The following is a 17,193-nucleotide window of genomic DNA, read 5'->3' on the forward strand; positions in this document are numbered from 1 at the left end:
AATCGCCGAGCAGTTTCCTTACTCAGGTGGTTACATCTTCTCTACCGGCAGGCGTGCCTCGTTCCAGCCGAGCATGTCACCTTCCAGATGCTGCACGTTGTTGAACTGCTGTGCCTCGAGGTGCTCAATAGCCAGTTTTGCCCGCCGTCCCGAACGGCAGTAGACCACGACGGTTTTGTCTTTGTCCGGGGTCAGTGATGACAGGTAGGCGTCAATCTCATCATGAGGGACATTGATTGCGCCCGGAATATGTCCCTCGCTGAATTCCTCAGGAGTGCGAACATCCAGTAACAGCCACTCGCCTTTTTCAACCTGTTCAAGTAAAAATGGCGACGCAGTGATGGTTGATGATGCACTTGCTGCAGGGGTGCAGGACACCGATAAGCACAGTGTCAGTAACAGCGGAAATAATACAAGGGCAACGATAAATCGCATTCTAACCTCCGGTGATCACAGACCGTAATGGTACCGCAGTTTAATCAGCCCGCACAGCAATTGGCGCAGCGGATTCAACGCACAGTGTCAATCTGCTGGCATAAATGACCGAGCGCCGTGGGCAGGCGCAAGGTAAAGCGGCTCATAATATCCGGGTTGGTCTGAATCAGTGGCGATGTCAGCATTGCACGGTGAGGGCGCCAGAACGCCTGCTCATTGTCCAGCGGACGTGCCGTGGCACTGATCAGAATGTCGGGCTGACGACGCAATACCTGTTCCACGCTTACCTGCGGATAGTCTACCGGCGAATCGGCAAAGGCGGTATCTGCACCGCAAACCGACAGCAGGGTACTTGCCCACGCATGCGGTCCAACACTCATCAATGGTGCTGTCCAGCTGTAATAAAACGCAGTAACACGTGGGCGCTCTGCGTAGTGCGCGGCCAGCGCGTGCATGTCAGTCAAAAACTGTGCGGCTTTGTCTCTCGCCAGGTCGCTGCGGTTCAGCTTTTCTCCCAGTGATATGATGTGTGTGGCGATGTCTTCGGGACTGCGAATGGTGGTAGCAAACACGTCAAAACCAAGGGATTTCAATCTGGCAATATCCTGTGGCCGGTTGCCACCTTCCCAGGCCAGAATCAGGGTAGGGGCGAGCGCTGCAATAGCAGTAAAATCGACTCCCTGGTAATCGGCTACCCGCGGCAGCGCTTTGGCTGCCTCTGGATAATCACTGTAGTCGCTTACGGCGACCAGACTGTCGCCCGCATTTAAGCTGTACACCCATTCGGTAAGGTGAGGTGCCAGTGTTACGATGCGCTGTTCGGCGAAAACCGGTGCGGAAATGAGCAGTAAAAGAGCCAGCCAGATGACGCGCACAGTTATCCTCCCGGTGGCGAGAGTTCGGCCACAAGCCAAAGCAACAGGCTGCTGATAGTGACAACCAGCACCATGGCGCGATAAATAGCGCGCTGGCTGTATATCATGTCGGAATAGCGGACGTCCCGCTGACCACCGACCCTTAATCCACGTATTTTGTGGTCAGCGTAATAGGCGGGACCGCCAAGCCGGAAACCATGGCTGCCGGCAAACAACGCCAGTAACAGCGACGTCGTGTCTTTTTGGTTCGCCTGCCGGGCGGCGCGAATGCCTGACAGGGGAGAGGTTACCAGCAGCATCAGAGTGGCAGCAAGAAACGCGGGCACAGTGCGTGTCCATATGGCGAGCTGCCTGACCGGTCTGCCAAAGCGGCCCAGTCCCGGCTGACGGGTATTCCATTGCCAGGCAAGTTCCAGCACCATCCGATATACCAGTGCTGCCACTGGCCCGGCAACCATAAACCAGAATATGACACCGCAATACAGGTAGTAGAATTTTAGCAGCAACGCCTCGATCGCCGCTTTGGCAATGCCAATATCGGTAAGACGGGAACAGTCCCGGGCAACCAGGCCACTGACCCGCTCTCTGGCCAGCATTTTCTTATCCTGACCGACGGTGCGCAGCACCAGTTGATACTGATAACGTACCTGATGAAAATCCAGCACACAGGCCATCACCAGCGCTTCAAAGAAAAACGGGTACTGTGCCATGTAGATAAGCATGCCAATGGTCACCACCACCGGCACAATCAGCATAAACGCCCCGAGTGAACCGGAAATGGTGTGCTGAAGTGGTGGATCGTGCGGTGTTGGACAGACCTTCTTACGCATTTGTTGCGCCAGATAGCGCAGCAGCGTCATCGGGTGTGTCGATGCAGGCCATCGCCAGAGCACATCCAGCGCGACTGCAAAAAGCAGCACAATCAGTGGCTGGTAGGCAGAGTGACTGAAAATGGCCGGCATGGAGGTCAATGTCCGGCAAGCCGTCCAATCATACCCATCACCAGCTGTGCTGAATGACGGGCGGCAGTGTCCAGGTATTCTTTAAAGCTGACGGAGGAGGTCTTGCCTGCAATATCCGACAGTGAGCGGATAACCACAAACGGCACGTCCAGCATATGGCAGACCTGACCAATTGCCGCGCCTTCCATTTCTACGGCGCTCATTGCCGGGAATTTTTCTTTTAGTGCTGCAACCGCTTCGTCACTGCCGATAAATGCGTCGCCGGTGCAGATCAGCCCGCGCTTGGACTGAATGTCAGGAATCGCGTCGGTCGCACTTTCTGCCGCTTCAACCAGTGCGCTGTCACAGATGAACTTTTCAGGCATACCGGCAGGCTGGCCGAGTGTGTAACCAAAGTGGGTCAGGTCAACATCATGGTGGATCACGCTGCCTGCAATCACAATATCCCCAATGTTCAGACTGGTATCGAACCCGCCGGCCGAGCCGGTGTTGACCACCGCATCCGGGGCAAATTTTTCAATCAGTGCGGTGGTAGCCAGTGCAGCAGCCACTTTTCCAATACCACATTTCACCAGCACAACCTCCAGGCCGTGAAGTTCACCCACGTAAAAGGTCAGGTGTTTCCAGGTAATGGTTTGGGTGTTCTCAAGTGACGATTTCAACAGCGCAACTTCTTCATCCATTGCGCCCAAAATACCAATTTTTTTCATTCTGTCTTTCCTCAAGGGCCAGCGCACAAGGGGAAACGCGTGCACTGGTCAGTAAAATAATGGCCGCAATTGTAAAGGGAATTCAGACAAACTGACAGGGGCAGCGCGTGGCTGCCCCTGGGAAGTGAAAATGTTGACCGGAATCAGGCTGCGGCAGGACGACTGGAACGCAGTGGCCGGGTTGGGCGCTTAGGCGGTTCCGGGTTGTGCGTAGGCGTCTGCGCCATTTTCTGCTGAAGTCGACGGTAAGAGACCAGTTTCGCTTCCAGACATTCGCGGATATCTTCTACGCTGTAGCCCGACTTCACTTTTATGCGGGCATGTGGCAGGCCCGCCGCATCGAGTGCCCCTGTGACAAACCAGTCTTTCTGCGTTTTGTAACCGTCTTTACCCTGGCTGTGAACCAAATCAATCGCCAGAATAGGACGCATGTTGTCCTTATCACACAGTACAAAATCGAGCTGTCGTGCGGACGCACGTGAGAGCGCCTGACCCGCCGTTTTTTTGTCTGTCTGCTGGTGAACCGTAAGCAGATCGCTTAACCGTACCCGGCAAACAATCCGGAACTCATTCCCGGCAGCCTGTTCAATGAGTTTCAGAAAGGTGTGTTCAACCGGAGTAAACAACTGTGGCTTTCGGCGAAAGGGAAAGGTCATGCCGTTGTCCGACAATTTCATGGCGCCCAGCGCCACCACAATCAGTAACATCATCAGAATAATTGCCAGTTCCATCGTAATCCTCACAATCTAAAACAGGAATGCGGCGTCAGAAAAATGACGCTTTCCCCACGCTTGGGGAGTTACAGAATGGAACTGCAAAGGAAGTGCCAGATCGGAGATCTGGCAGGGAAAGACTTAGTGACCGGCTACCAGAATATCGACCTGACTGCCTTTGGCGTCGGGCGAAACAACAACCCGCATCATGCCGTCTTCGGTGACCAGCAGGGTGCGCTCACTGACCGGGGCCTGGGCAATCAGCGCAGGCATGGCGTCGGTGTAGTAGGCAATGACCTCGTCATTGCTGCGAGGGGAGAAAAACACCATGGACGCAGGCAGTTCATCATCAAAGATCTGGCACTGCGTTGCATCATCAGGCACCACCACATCATGAAAAACGCTGACACACGGCACCACATCAGGCTGTGACAGTGCGGGTTCTTCCTGAGCGACCACGCCCGTGGCTGCCAATATTGCGCCTAAACCGAGGGCGACACGCAAATGACGGTGTAATGACATGACAGATAACTTTCCTAATGATTGCATGCATTTATAGTAGGGGGCAGGTCGCAAATACGCAATGGTGCACGTAAGGTTTTAGGTATACGTGTTGTCGGGGGGGTATGTTTACCAGTAAACATTTCTTGTCCGTTGTTCAGAAAAGATAATTCAGCTCGAAACGATATTCGTTGTACGAGCCATCGTATTTTTCTCCCCCCAGGTTGACCCGCTCAATATCGTCGCGCGCGCTGACAAACCCAAAGCGTAGCCGGGCGTGCAGACTGTCGGTAAGTTGCTTCACCAGGTCGATGTGAAGCACATTACTGTCGGCAGGTACATAGTCTTTGTTGTCGTCAAAGTCCTGAAAGGCATAACGGGCAAGTACCTTCATGCCATGAAGGGGGTCAAAACCCGTGAGCTTATAATCTGCCCGGACCATATAAGTTCGGGTGTTTGCCCACCAGTTAACCTGCGCCATCGCCCGACTGTAACCTCCGGTGGGAAAGCCTCTGAACGGGGCAATAATATCTGCCTTGTCGTCAACCTTTGAAAAACCAAAACGAAGCTGGAAGTTTCCTTTTTTAACATCAATACGGGCATTGAGCAGGCCGCTATCAAGACCGTCAGGGTCGCGGTAGCCAAATCCGTCAGCGCGGCCCGCGCCACCCAGGTGAGCAACGTCACCCGTTGTGTTCAGGTCATCAAACTGAGCAAGGTAGCGAAGTCCAGGGGTAACCACCCAGTTATCTTCCAGCGGGAAGGCATAATTTACTTCTGCGCCCAGTGTGTAAAACACATCCGGCACACCGGTATAGTTAAGTCTCAGGTGGAGGTGCTCAATGCTGCGGTTATCAAGCTGCGCAACGATGAGCGTGTTGTCAGTACCGACCAGTTCGGGCGTCAGGCTTTGGTTTGCACCAGAATCATCATTCTGGTTTAAAACATCCCACGCAATCACATCATGGCTGCGGGTATGGTCCCGCAGCGACTGGCGGGTAAAATAGGACAGGCGCAGGGTAGTGTCTTTCAAATCCGTATTGATAAGACTCACCCCATCGAACACGTTGGGGATCATCTTGGCGTCATTAGAGCCCGTCAGCATGCTCTCAGACAACTGTCTGCCGGCAATAATCCGTGTGTTCCCGGCCTGGTACTGAAGATACGCCTCACCGACCTTAGTGATACCAAACTCTCCGCCGCTGAGTACTTTATTGCGGTCAAAGGTGTCTTTGCCGGCCCGGACCAAAAGCACATCATCCCGGTCCTCTCTGAAAAAGGCGGCGCTCTGGCTTGTATAGAAACCCACGGTTGCACTCAAACCATTGAGTGATGCGGTTTTGAAAATGATGCTTCCACCAAGTCCATTGGCGCGGTTTGTTTGTCTGCTTGCCGTTTCGTTTTGCTGGTCCCAGTAAAACAGGTTGGAACGAAGCCGGCCGTACACCATGCCCTTAGAAAACACCTCAGAGAGCGTCTTCGCCTCTCCCGGTGTGCTGTGCCAGTTTAACGTCATATCGTTGTTCAGCGTTCGCTTCACGGGAGCCGGTGTTTCTGTGGCAGCGTGCACCGCGTAGCAACACAACAAGGCAGTCAGTGATAAACAGGTGAGTAATGCTTTTTTCAACGGTGTTTCCTTTCACTACCGGTTACGTGTTGTGCGCATTTCATCTTTGTTGTAACCGCCAGTGCGTCTGCGTTTACGACGTGATGGTCAACGCTGATGAACGTATTCCTGTTATTTTCGGGCATATGAGGGGGAGACAAGAGAGATGTAAGAAGGTGAAGGCAACTGTATCACACCAACCCCAGCTTTGAATGTGTGCCAGACCGGATTTCGACTATACTATCACGCCATGCGAATGCATGGCGTGATAAGTGGGTTATACGCCCAGATAATCCATAATACCGTCAGCGGCTTTGCGGCCTTCGTCAATGGCTGTGACCACGAGATCGCTGCCGCGTACCATGTCGCCGCCGGCAAAAATTTTGGGATTAGCGGTCTGGTAGGCAAATTTGCCGCCGCGCGGGGCCACGACGCGGCCTTTGTCATCCAGAATGATGCCAAAGTCGGCAAACCAATTGGCCGGGCTTGGCTGAAATCCAAACGCAATGATCACGGCGTCAGCCTCAAGCACATGCTCAGAGCCTTCAATTTCGACCGGGCGACGGCGACCGGCAGCATCCGGTTCACCCATTTCGGTTTTCACCAGGCGCACACCAATGGTGTTGCCGTCAGCGTCTACTTCAATGTCCAGCGGCTGCAGGTTAAACATGAACTCTACGCCTTCCTCGCGGGCATTGACCACCTCACGACGTGAGCCAGGCATGCTTGCCTCGTCACGGCGATAGGCACACACCACGCGTTCGGCACCCTGGCGAATGGACGTACGCACGCAATCCATGGTGGTGTCACCACCGCCGAGGACCACCACGCGCTTGCCTTTCATGTCGATATAGTCGGCCGGATCTTTTTCCAGTCCCATCACCCGGTTAGTATTAGCAATCAGGAACGGCAGGGCTTCGTATACCCCCGGTGCCGATTCATGCTCAAAGCCGCCCTGCATTGAGGTGTATGTCCCCATGCCCAGGAAAACAGCATCGTAACTGTCCATCAACGTCTGGAACGTTACGTCTTTGCCAATCTCGGTATTGAGAACAAATTCCACGCCCATCTCGGTGAAGATTTCACGGCGCAGTTTTATCACGTCTTTTTCCAGCTTGAATGACGGGATCCCGAACGTCAGCAGGCCACCAATCTCCGGATATTTGTCGTATACCACGGGCTTTACGCCGTTGCGCACCAGAATATCCGCACAGGCCAGCCCCGCAGGGCCTGCACCTACAATGGCCACCTTCTTGTCGGTCCACACCACGTCCGACATGTCCGGGCGCCAGCCCATCTTGAACGCGGTGTCGGTGATGTACTTTTCAATGCTGCCAATCGTGACCGCGCCAAAGTCGTCATTCAGGGTACAGGCACCCTCGCACAGGCGATCCTGCGGGCACACGCGGCCGCAGACTTCCGGCAAACTGTTGGTTTTATGTGAAAGCTCAGCGGCTTCCAGAATTCGGCCCTCGTTAGCCAGAGCCAGCCACTGCGGAATGTAGTTGTGCACCGGGCACTTCCATTCGCAATAGGGGTTACCGCAATCCAGGCAGCGGTCAGCCTGACCCTCCGTCTGCGACTGTGATAACGGCTGATAGATCTCGGCGAACTCTTCCCTGCGCACCATAATTGGCTTTTTCGGCGGGTCGATACGTTCGACATCGACAAACTGATACACATTTTTTGCCATTAGCGCGACTCCTCCTACTGTGCCTGAATGCGCAGTTCTGCGCTTGAACGACTGATGTGACCCAACAGGTTTTTCACATCGCTGGTCTTCGGTTTGATCAGCTTGAAGCGCGACAGCGTCTGGTTGAAGTCTGTCAGCAACGACAGCGAGTTCTCACTGCCGGTTTCTTCATAATGCTGGTTGATAAGGCCGCGCAGATGCTCAGCCAGAATGGCCTTGTCATCAATCGGCATAATATCCACCAGTTCACTGTTCACCCGGTTCTGCAGGTCGTCGTTGTCGTCCAGCAGGTAGGCGAACCCGCCGGTCATACCGGCACCAAAGTTCACGCCAACCGGGCCGAGTACCGCAACAATGCCGCCGGTCATATATTCACAGCCGTTGTCGCCAATGCCTTCAACCACGGCAATGGCACCGGAGTTACGCACGCCAAAGCGTTCGCCTGCACGGCCCGCAGCAAACAGTTTGCCGCCGGTGGCACCATACAGACAGGTGTTACCCATGATGGTGCTTTCACTGGCTTTAAAGCTGATTTTACGCGGCGGGTAAATGACCAGTTTGCCGCCAGTCATGCCTTTACCTACGTAATCGTTGGCGTCGCCTTCCAGGTACATATGCAGACCACCGGCATTCCACACGCCAAAGCTCTGACCGGCAGTACCGGTTAACTGAATTTTTATCGGCATGTCTTCCATGTCATGGTTGCCATACTGCTTGGCAATTTCGCCCGACAGCAGCGCGCCTACCGAACGGTCGGTGTTACGGACAGGGTAGGTCAGCATCAGGCCACTGCCTTTGGCGACCGCCCCTTTGGCGTCTTTGAGCATACGCGCGTTCAGCTCGCCCTTATCCATCGGTTCGTTGGTGGTTTGCGAACAGAACAGACGCGTGTGCTCGCCGGCCTTTGGACGCACCAGCAACGGCGACAGGTCGAGTTTGTTTTGCTTGGCAGAAATCCCGTCAACCACTTTCAGCAGGTCGGTACGGCCAATTAAATCGTCAAATTTCGCCACGCCCAGCTGCGCCATGATCTCACGCACTTCGCGGGCAATAAACTTAAAGTAATTCATGACCATTTCAGGCAGACCGATAAAGTAATCGTCCCGCAATTTCTGATCCTGAGTGGCCACGCCGGTGGCGCAATTGTTGAGGTGGCAGATACGTAAGTACTTACATCCTAGCGCCACCATCGGACCGGTGCCGAAGCCAAAACTTTCGGCGCCGAGCAGCGCAGCTTTTACCACATCCAGGCCGGTTTTGAGACCGCCGTCGGTCTGTACCCGTACCTTGTGACGCAGGCCGTTTTCAATCAGCGCCTGCTGCGTTTCGGCGAGGCCCAGTTCAAACGGTGAACCGGCATATTTTACCGACGTCAGCGGACTGGCACCGGTACCGCCGTCGTAACCGGACACGGTTATTAAGTCGGCATAGGCTTTTGCCACACCGGTAGCAATGGTCCCCACACCAGGCTCTGACACCAGTTTCACAGAAATCAGCGCGTCCGGATTGACCTGTTTAAGATCGAAAATCAGCTGCGCTAAGTCTTCAATAGAATAAATGTCATGGTGCGGTGGCGGAGAAATCAGGGTTACGCCGGGCACCGAGAAACGAAGCTCGGCAATGTAGCGGTTCACCTTGTCGCCGGGCAACTGGCCGCCCTCACCGGGCTTGGCGCCCTGGGCCACCTTAATCTGAATCACACTGGCGTTGACCAGATAATGCGGGGTTACCCCGAACCGGCCTGATGCCACCTGCTTAATCTTAGAGTTTTTCTCGGTACCAAAGCGTGACGGATGCTCGCCGCCTTCACCCGAGTTGGACTGACCGCCCAGACGGTTCATGGCAATGGCCAGCGCTTCGTGAGCTTCCGGGCTCAGTGCACCAATTGACATGGCCGCGGTATCAAAGCGCGGATACAGGTTTTCCTCGCTTTCCACCTCGTCCAGGCTGATCCCCTGTTCGGGATATTGCACCGCCAGCAGATCACGCAGGTGTGCAGGCGCGCGCTCGTTTACCAGTTTCGAAAACACCTGATAATCGTCGTAGTTGCCGCTTTTCACTGCGCGTTGCAGTGATGTCACCACGTCAGGGTTGTAGGCATGGTATTCACCGTCGTGCACGTATTTTAACAAGCCGCCGTGCGACAGCGGCTTGCGCTTGAGCCAGGCAATCCGGCTTAAGTTAACCAGATCCTGTTCAAAATCTTCAAAGCCTGCACCCTGAATACGTGAGGTGACGCCTTTAAAGCATAGCGACATCACGTCGTCGTTAATGCCTACGGCTTCAAACAGCTTGGCGCTGCGGTAGCTGGCCACGGTGCTGATGCCCATCTTCGACATGATTTTATAAAGGCCTTTATTAATGCCTTTACGGTAATTCAGGGTGGCCTGCATCGCGCTGATGTCGAGCTCGCCCTTGTCGACCAGTTGCTCGATGGTTTCATAGGCAAGGAACGGATAAATTGCCGTCGCACCCAGACCAATCAGTACCGCAAAATGGTGCGGATCGCGTGCGGTGGCGGTTTCCACCACAATGTTAGCGTCACAGCGCAGTGCTTTTTCAACCAGCCGACGCTGCACGGCGCCCACGGCCATGGCCGCCGGAATAGGCAGGCGGTTAGGCTTAATGTTGCGGTCTGACAGCACCACAAAAGCCGCACGTTTCTGCTTAACCAGGTATTCCACTTCATTGCAGATCCGCTCAATGGCCTTTTTCAGTCCTTCTTCCAGCGGATACTGCAGTTCAACCACCTCAGAATAGTAGTTGTCGGGGTTGAACTCGCGCAGCTGTTTCAGATCGGTGTACATCAGCACCGGCGAGTCGAATAATACGCGATCAGCGTAGCCTGAGGTTTCACTGAATACGTTCTGCTCGCGGCCAATACAGGTGGCCAGCGACATAACATGGTTCTCGCGCAGCGGATCAATTGGCGGGTTGGTAACCTGTGCAAACTGCTGGCGGAAATAGTCAAAAATGGTGCGCTGGCGCGATGACATCACCGCCATCGGGGTATCGTCACCCATCGAGCCCACCGCTTCCTGTCCGTCTTTGGCGAGCACCTTAATGACCTGACGAATTTCTTCGTAACTGTAGTTATACAGCTTGTGGTAAACCGCCATAGTGTCGTCGTCAAACACCCGCTGACCAATCAGCGAGGCGTCCAGTCTTTCGATGGGGGTCAGGCGACGAATGTGCTTGTCCAGCCATTCACGGTACGGATGGCGGTCTTTGAGCTCGTCGTCAATTTCATTGGAACGCCAGATCTTGCCGGTGTAGGTATCAACCGCCAGCATTTCACCTGGTCCCACCCGGCCTTTTTCAATCACGTCTTCCTGTTTGTAATCCCAGATCCCAATTTCCGATGCCAGCGTGATAAAGCCGTTTTTGGTGATCACATAGCGGGCCGGACGTAACCCGTTACGGTCGAGGTTACACGCCACATGGCGGCCGTTGGTCAGTACAATGCCTGCCGGGCCATCCCAGGGTTCCATGTGCATCGAGTTAAACTCGTAAAATGCCCGCAGGTCCTCATCCATGGTTTTGTTATTCTGGTACGCCGGTGGCACCAGCAGCCGCATCGCGCGGAACAGATCCATGCCGCCGGCAAGGAACAGCTCCAGCATGTTATCCAGTGACGATGAGTCAGAGCCTTCAGTATTCACATAAGGAGCTGCATCTTTCAGGTCAGGGATAAGCGGCGTGGAAAACTTCGCCGTGCGCGCCATCGACCAGTCACGGTTACCCTTGATAGTGTTAATTTCACCGTTGTGCGCCAGAAAGCGGAACGGTTGTGCGAGTGGCCATTTCGGCAGGGTATTGGTGGAGAAGCGCTGGTGGAACACACAAATGGCGCTTTGCATGCGCTCATCGGCTAAGTCTGAGTAAAAGGCCGGCAGATCTTTTGGCATGACCAGCCCTTTGTAAATGGTAACCAGACCAGACAAACAGGCCACGTAAAAATCAGGATCGTCGGCCAGACGTTTTTCGGCGCGACGACGCACCATATAAAGGCGGCGCTCCAGATCGCGCTTACGCCAGCCTGCCGGCGCATTCACAAACACCTGTTCAATTTCAGGAACCCCGGTCAGTGCCAGTTCGCCCAGCACGCTGTGATCAACCGGCACTTTACGCCAGCCAACCACGCCCAGCGTTTCTTTTTCGAGCTCTTCATTAACAACCTGACGAGCCGCCTCCGCCAGTTCAGCATCGCGGCTCAGAAATACCATGCCGACGCCGTACTTTTTGCTCAGCTTCCAGCCGTTCTCCTCGGCAATGGCGTGGAAAAACGCATCCGGCTTTTGCAAAAGCAGTCCACAGCCGTCACCCGTTTTACCGTCGGCAGCAATACCGCCGCGGTGTTGCATCCTGTCCAGTCCCTCTATGGCGGTTTTTACCAGCTGATGGCTGGGCTCGCCCTGTGTGTGGGCAATCAGGCCAAACCCACAGTTATCCCGGGAATCATTGGGATTGTATAAGCTCATTTTAAACTCCTTCAACCTTTGACTGGGCAAGGTAGGTTGCTTGTCGATACGCAAATGCTGCGGATCACAACAGTGTTCACGTCGTGGAGGCGGGTCAAATCACCATACTCCACGGCTTCGCTTTTGTCGTTAGTTATTATTAAAAGAGGGTCCAGTCGGTTACCGCATTTTTATGCATTATTGTGTTGCGGGTCGTACAAAATAACCAGATTGCTAAATAAAATCAAACTGTAATCCTGTCCTCTTTTTGTGTGTTTCCGTGATTTTTAATTTTATTTTGTTAAAACAGATGGTTATGTTTGTTTTTTGCGTATTTCCTTGCGTTTGTAAAATGTGGAAAACCACTAATTTTAGGATATTTATACTAAAGTTGAATAAATAAGGTTTTGCTGGATTTGAATAAAAATCCGCTTCAAATGTTAAAATATTTAACATTTGTGAATATTTGAGCGTATCGTCCGGCCAGCCTGAACGCGTGAATACCGCGTCAAATCATGTGTGCAGAGCGGTTGCCCGATTCCGAAAGCCTGATAGGATAGCCACATCAAAGACAGGGATTCATTATGCACGCAGATTCTCCTAACGACTCATGGGCCATACGTTTTGCCCAGTTTGTAAAAAACTTTGGCACGTTAAAGCTCAGCATCCTGTTTGTGGCGCTGACACTGGTGTTTACCCTGGGCGGATCGTATGTCATCCGGCTGAGCCTTGGCTCGGAAGTGCAGCCTGATGACTTTATCAGTGCCGTTGTGCTGACGATGCTGTCAGCCCCCTGGGTACTGTTTTTCTTCAGTGAACTGGTGAAACAACTGGAAAACTCACGCACCAACCTGAAAGAAGTCGTGAATCAGCTTGAGCGCCTGCGTGAGGAAGACGTATTTCTGAACCGTGAGCTGCAAAGCAATATCCGTCGTCTTAACCACGAAATAGAGCAGCGTAAGCGTGCCCAGGAAGAGCGCGAGGCGGTATTTGAAGACCTGGAAAAAGAGATCAAGAACAAGTCTGAGCAGGAAGAGCAGGCCCGACGACTGTCTACGCTGCTGCGCTCGATTATCGATGCCTCGCCCGACCTGATTTATTACCGTAATGAAGAAGGGCGCTTTGCCGGTTGTAACCGTACTGCGGAACTGATGACCGGCAAAACCGAAAAAGAACTGATGGGGCTGACCCCCAGCGACGTGTACGAGGAAGATCTTGCCCGCCAGATTGTGGCCAGCGACCATGAGGTGCTGGAGTCGAATGCCAGCATTACCGAAGAGTTATGGCTGCGCTTTGCTGATGGCCGTCGTCGCTACTTTGAAATGAAACGTGTGCCGTTTTTCGACAATAACGGCAAACGCCTTGGACTGCTGTCATTCGGCCGAGACATGACCGAACGTAAGCAGGCTGAGAACGCGGCGGCCAAAGCCAGCACTGACAAAACCCGTTTTATTGCGACCATTAGCCACGAGCTGCGTACTCCGCTTAACGGCATTGTCGGACTGAGCCGCATGCTGCGCGACTCTGACCTGACCGAAGAGCAGTTCAACTGGGTCAGTACCATTTATGCCAGTGCCATCACACTGGGTAACATATTTAATGACATCATTGATTTGGACAAGCTCGACCGCGACAAGCTGGAGCTTAGCCTGAAAACGGTGTCGCTGCGTGACTTTACAGAGGAACTCAGCAGTATTATAGACCTGCTGGCGCGCGACAAAGCGCTGGAACTGAAAACCACCATTATCGATCCGCTGCCGGAACTGGTAGAAGTGGATGGCACGCGATTACGGCAGATCCTGTGGAATATTTTGTTTAACGCCGTGAAGTTCACCCAGAAAGGACATGTCAGCCTGACCGTGTCGGCATCGAAGCCGAACAATGAAATGAGCATGGTGAAGTTTGTGATTGAGGATACCGGGGTAGGGATCCCCGAATCTGAACTGGATAAAATTTTCGCCATGTATTACCAGGTTGACCACCCTGATCACCAGTCGGCTACCGGTACCGGGATTGGCCTGGCTATTTGTAAGCAGATGGTTGAGCTGATGAAAGGTGACATTCACGTGTCCAGTGAAGTGGGTAAGGGCACGCGCTTTGAGATAGATTTGCCTGTGCACATTTCAAACCGGCCCATGCAGGTCGCCAAGCTGCAGGTGACCGGGCTGTCGATTTTGCTGGTTGAGGATATTGACCTGAACATTATGGTGGCCAAGGCGCTGCTGGAGAAGCTGGGGCAGACCGTGGATGTGGCGAAAACCGGCACCGAGGCCATCGAAAAGGCCCGAGCCAACCAGTACGATCTTATTCTGCTGGATATTCAGTTGCCTGATATGAATGGCTTTGAAGTCGCCGCCACGTTGCACGAGGAAGAACTGGTCAGCCAGACTCCTATTGTGGCGCTGACCGCCAACGTGATTAAAAAGCGCGAGGAGTACCTGCAAAACGGCATGGATGATGTCATTGCCAAGCCGGTCAAGAAAAGCCGCGTGATTGAGGTGCTCAATGCGCTGTTCCATGAGCCCGCCGCCCCGCTGGAAGTGAACGGTGTGGTAGAAAAACCGGAGCCTGCACCGGATAAAACACTTAGTAACATTTTGGACATGGAACTGCTGCAGATGCTCGTTGATACTATAGGCGAAGATATGGTGCGTGCGAGCGTCAAGGTATTCCAGGAGAAAATGCCGGAATACATGGAGATCCTCCAGCTTAGTCTGTCTGCCGATGAAAAGTCCGAAGTGTGCTCACAGGCACACAAGATCAAAGGTGCAGCAGGTTCTGTTGGCCTCGCACGGGTGCAACGCATCGCCAACCAGATCCAGCAGGGTGACCACCCGGCCTGGTGGCAGAATGTGCATGACTGGGTAGAAGAACTGCAAATGGCAGTTCAGCATGACATGCAGGCGCTGCACGAGTGGCTGAGTGAGCAGGACATCGACGATTAGTACGGCACGTCGGTTGAGACAGAGACGCTAACTGGCCCAACCCAAGCCTTGTCGCCCCGCACGGGGCTCTCTGTCTCATTTTGGTTGCCGTAGGCGGTGTACACAGAGGGCTACAACATGGAAGAATCCGTGCAGGGCAGTGACTTCAGTAATGAAGCGGTGTCTGAACAGGCGTTACCCGCGTTACAGCAACTGGTGCTTGAGCCCGTCTCGGTGCGCTATCGTCAGGTTAATATGAGCGTGGCGGCGCTGGTAACGCTGCTGGTATTGCTGCTGATTCAGGTTGCCATCCGGCAGCCTTTCTTCCCCTTGCCTGACCCGCTGATCGTCTATGCGGGCTGGGCCAGCATCGTGGTATTTTGTCTGGGGGCGCTGTGGCTAACCTATCATTACCTTGCCGATCCGCTGGTACGCTTCTCGGTGCGCCAGCAGGACATCAGCCTGTCATCGGGACTGGTGTTCCGGTCGCTGGTCTGTCAGCCCATACTACGGGTGCAGCATGTGCAGATAAAGCGCGGTCCCATTGCCCGTCTGACCGGGCTGGCTACCCTGCAGGTGTACTCCGCCGGTGGCAGCTCACATACCTTTGAAATTCCCGGTCTGCCCTATGAAAAAGCGGCGCAGCTGCGTCAGTTTATTCTTGATCACCGCGACATCAGTGCACGATAACCGCCTATGACGTCACCGGCAGACCCGTCAGTTACCCCATCAGGCGCAGACACCGTCGCCGGGTGGCAGCGTCTGTCTGCCATTTCGATTGTGCATTTTATGGCGTCGAGCGTAAAAGACATGTCGCAGGGACTGATTTACATCATTCCCGCGATGGCCGTGACCGCCAACGTGCTTGACAATATTCCTGGTGGCAGGGCCCCGTTTATTGTGCTGATGATCCTGTCAGTACTGGGTGTGGTCGGTCTGCTGAATTTTCTTGTATATCGCTTCAGGGTACAGAATCAGCACGTCGAGATTAAACGCGGTCTGCTCAAACGCAAATACAGCAATTTGCCGTTCTGGCGCATTCAGAACGTTAAAATTGAGCAGCCTTTTTACTTCCGCCCGTTCAATTATGCACGGGTTATTCTGGATACGGCCGGCAGTGCCAGTGATGAAGCCGAGCTGGTGGCGGTGCCGCTGTCCTATGCCAGCAACTTAAAAGACCAGGTGTTGCAACAGCAGCAAAGCCGGTCTGATGTGCCTGCCGAAGACAATCAGTCAGCACCTGCCGAACAGGTGCTGAACACCCGCAGTACGCTCGATTTGGTGATCCATGGCATTACCAATAACCGTGTATGGATTATTCTGGGGGCCGCCGCCCCGTTTATTGATAACGCGTCTAACGCAATTGCCGAATGGCTGACCGCCAACCAGCTAAGCCTGAAGCAGCTGGCCGGCGAGCAGGCCGCAAGCTGGTGGCAGGTAGGGCTGTATTCACTCACTATTGTGCTGATTGTGATGATGCTGTTGTCGCTGCTTAGCATTGCCGGCGCCATCTTTACATTTCACGGGTATACCCTGACCCGCCTGGGCGACCGCTATATTCGTCGCAGCGGATTACTGAACAAGCACGAAGTAGGCATGCGGGCGTCACGTATCCAGGTGGTAGCGGCCAGACAGGACTGGCTGGATACCCTGCTAAAGCGCGTGAACCTGTATTTCCTGCAAAACGTCACTGCCCGTCAGGGTCAGAAAGCAGTACTGATGTCGGCCAGCAAACTGCTGGTGCCGTCGGTCACGGTTGACGAAGCGCGTGTGCTGGCGCGCGAAGTATTGCCAGACAATCAGATGTACCAGACTGACTACCAGCCAGTGACCCGTCGCTACCTGTCGCACTGGGCAGCGCTATGGGCTTTGCCGTACAGCGTGCTGCTGACCGCGTTGGTGGTGCAGCAGCACTGGCAGCCTGCGCTGATACTTAGTGGTGTGTATGCGCTGGTGGTTGCCCTGCTTACGCTGCGCTGGAAGCGCTGGGGCATCGCCTGGGACAACCGCCATGTCTATGTGCGCAGCGGTCTGGTGGGGCGCGATTTGCGCTGCTTTAAACACGACAAGTTACAGCAAATCAGCGTGCGACAAAGCCTGTGGATGAGGCGCGGCAAGGTGGCGACGGTAAAGTTCGTGCTGGCGTCCGGCGCGATTACCGTCCCGTTTTTGCCAGAACACACTGCGTACGCGCTGGCCAATCATGTGTTGTATGCGATGGAGTCGCGTAAGCGTTCCTGGATGTAAAGGGCAGGGGATACCTGCAGTAACCCATTTTGAGCAGGCGGCAGCGTCTGCCTGCCAGTAAGTAAAA

12 protein-coding genes are annotated in these 17,193 nt (G+C 54.1%); 3 read left to right on the top strand and 9 right to left on the bottom strand.

Annotation, left to right across the window (positions count from 1 at the left end; all coding sequences use genetic code 11):
- Nucleotides 1-30 precede the first annotated feature (30 nt).
- The 9 genes from AB1N33_RS03175 to gltB form a co-directional block, all read right to left on the bottom strand.
- Nucleotides 31-435, bottom strand: a complete 405-nt coding sequence (locus AB1N33_RS03175; RefSeq protein WP_411270089.1) for a rhodanese-like domain-containing protein — start codon at nt 433-435, stop codon at nt 31-33.
- Nucleotides 436-509: 74 nt separating this feature from the next.
- The gene (locus AB1N33_RS03180; protein WP_411270090.1) at nt 510-1,310 is read right to left on the bottom strand and encodes a cobalamin-binding protein; all 801 of its coding nucleotides are present in this window, start codon (nt 1,308-1,310) and stop codon (nt 510-512) included.
- 2 nt (nt 1,311-1,312) lie between these two features.
- Nucleotides 1,313-2,272 carry a cobalamin biosynthesis protein CobD/CbiB gene (locus AB1N33_RS03185; RefSeq protein WP_411270091.1) on the bottom strand — a complete coding sequence of 320 codons (960 nt, stop codon included), beginning with the start codon at nt 2,270-2,272 and terminating at the stop codon, nt 1,313-1,315.
- Nucleotides 2,273-2,277: 5 nt separating this feature from the next.
- Nucleotides 2,278-2,982, bottom strand: a complete 705-nt coding sequence (locus AB1N33_RS03190) for a 5'-methylthioadenosine/adenosylhomocysteine nucleosidase (protein WP_411270092.1) — start codon at nt 2,980-2,982, stop codon at nt 2,278-2,280.
- Nucleotides 2,983-3,125: 143 nt separating this feature from the next.
- Nucleotides 3,126-3,713: a DUF2726 domain-containing protein gene (locus AB1N33_RS03195; RefSeq protein WP_411270093.1), complete on the bottom strand. Its 588-nt coding sequence runs from the start codon at nt 3,711-3,713 to the stop codon at nt 3,126-3,128.
- A gap of 123 nt (nt 3,714-3,836) precedes the next feature.
- A complete protein-coding gene (locus tag AB1N33_RS03200; RefSeq protein WP_411270094.1) occupies nt 3,837-4,217 on the bottom strand; it encodes a hypothetical protein in 381 nt (126 codons plus the stop codon).
- A 136-nt stretch (nt 4,218-4,353) separates the two neighbouring features.
- The gene (locus AB1N33_RS03205) at nt 4,354-5,823 is read right to left on the bottom strand and encodes an OprD family outer membrane porin (protein WP_411270095.1); all 1,470 of its coding nucleotides are present in this window, start codon (nt 5,821-5,823) and stop codon (nt 4,354-4,356) included.
- Nucleotides 5,824-6,079: 256 nt separating this feature from the next.
- Nucleotides 6,080-7,495, bottom strand: a complete 1,416-nt coding sequence (locus AB1N33_RS03210) for a glutamate synthase small subunit GltD family protein (protein WP_411270096.1) — start codon at nt 7,493-7,495, stop codon at nt 6,080-6,082.
- A gap of 14 nt (nt 7,496-7,509) precedes the next feature.
- Entirely contained in the window at nt 7,510-11,976 is a 4,467-nt protein-coding gene (gene gltB / locus AB1N33_RS03215) for a glutamate synthase large subunit (protein ID WP_411270097.1), read from the bottom strand.
- Nucleotides 11,977-12,539: 563 nt separating this feature from the next.
- On the opposite strand from gltB, the gene arcB reads away from it, so the two are divergent.
- The 3 genes from arcB to AB1N33_RS03230 all read left to right on the top strand — a co-directional run bounded on the left by arcB (nt 12,540) and on the right by AB1N33_RS03230 (nt 17,126).
- A complete protein-coding gene (gene arcB / locus AB1N33_RS03220) occupies nt 12,540-14,900 on the top strand; it encodes an aerobic respiration two-component sensor histidine kinase ArcB (protein WP_411270098.1) in 2,361 nt (786 codons plus the stop codon).
- A 117-nt stretch (nt 14,901-15,017) separates the two neighbouring features.
- Nucleotides 15,018-15,569: a PH domain-containing protein gene (locus AB1N33_RS03225; protein WP_411270099.1), complete on the top strand. Its 552-nt coding sequence runs from the start codon at nt 15,018-15,020 to the stop codon at nt 15,567-15,569.
- A gap of 6 nt (nt 15,570-15,575) precedes the next feature.
- The gene (locus AB1N33_RS03230) at nt 15,576-17,126 is read left to right on the top strand and encodes a PH domain-containing protein (RefSeq protein ID WP_411270100.1); all 1,551 of its coding nucleotides are present in this window, start codon (nt 15,576-15,578) and stop codon (nt 17,124-17,126) included.
- The last annotated feature ends 67 nt before the right edge of the window (nt 17,127-17,193 follow it).

The sequence above is a fragment of the Alteromonas nitratireducens genome (assembly GCF_040812025.1).
GTDB classification, from domain to species: domain Bacteria; phylum Pseudomonadota; class Gammaproteobacteria; order Enterobacterales; family Alteromonadaceae; genus Alteromonas; species Alteromonas nitratireducens.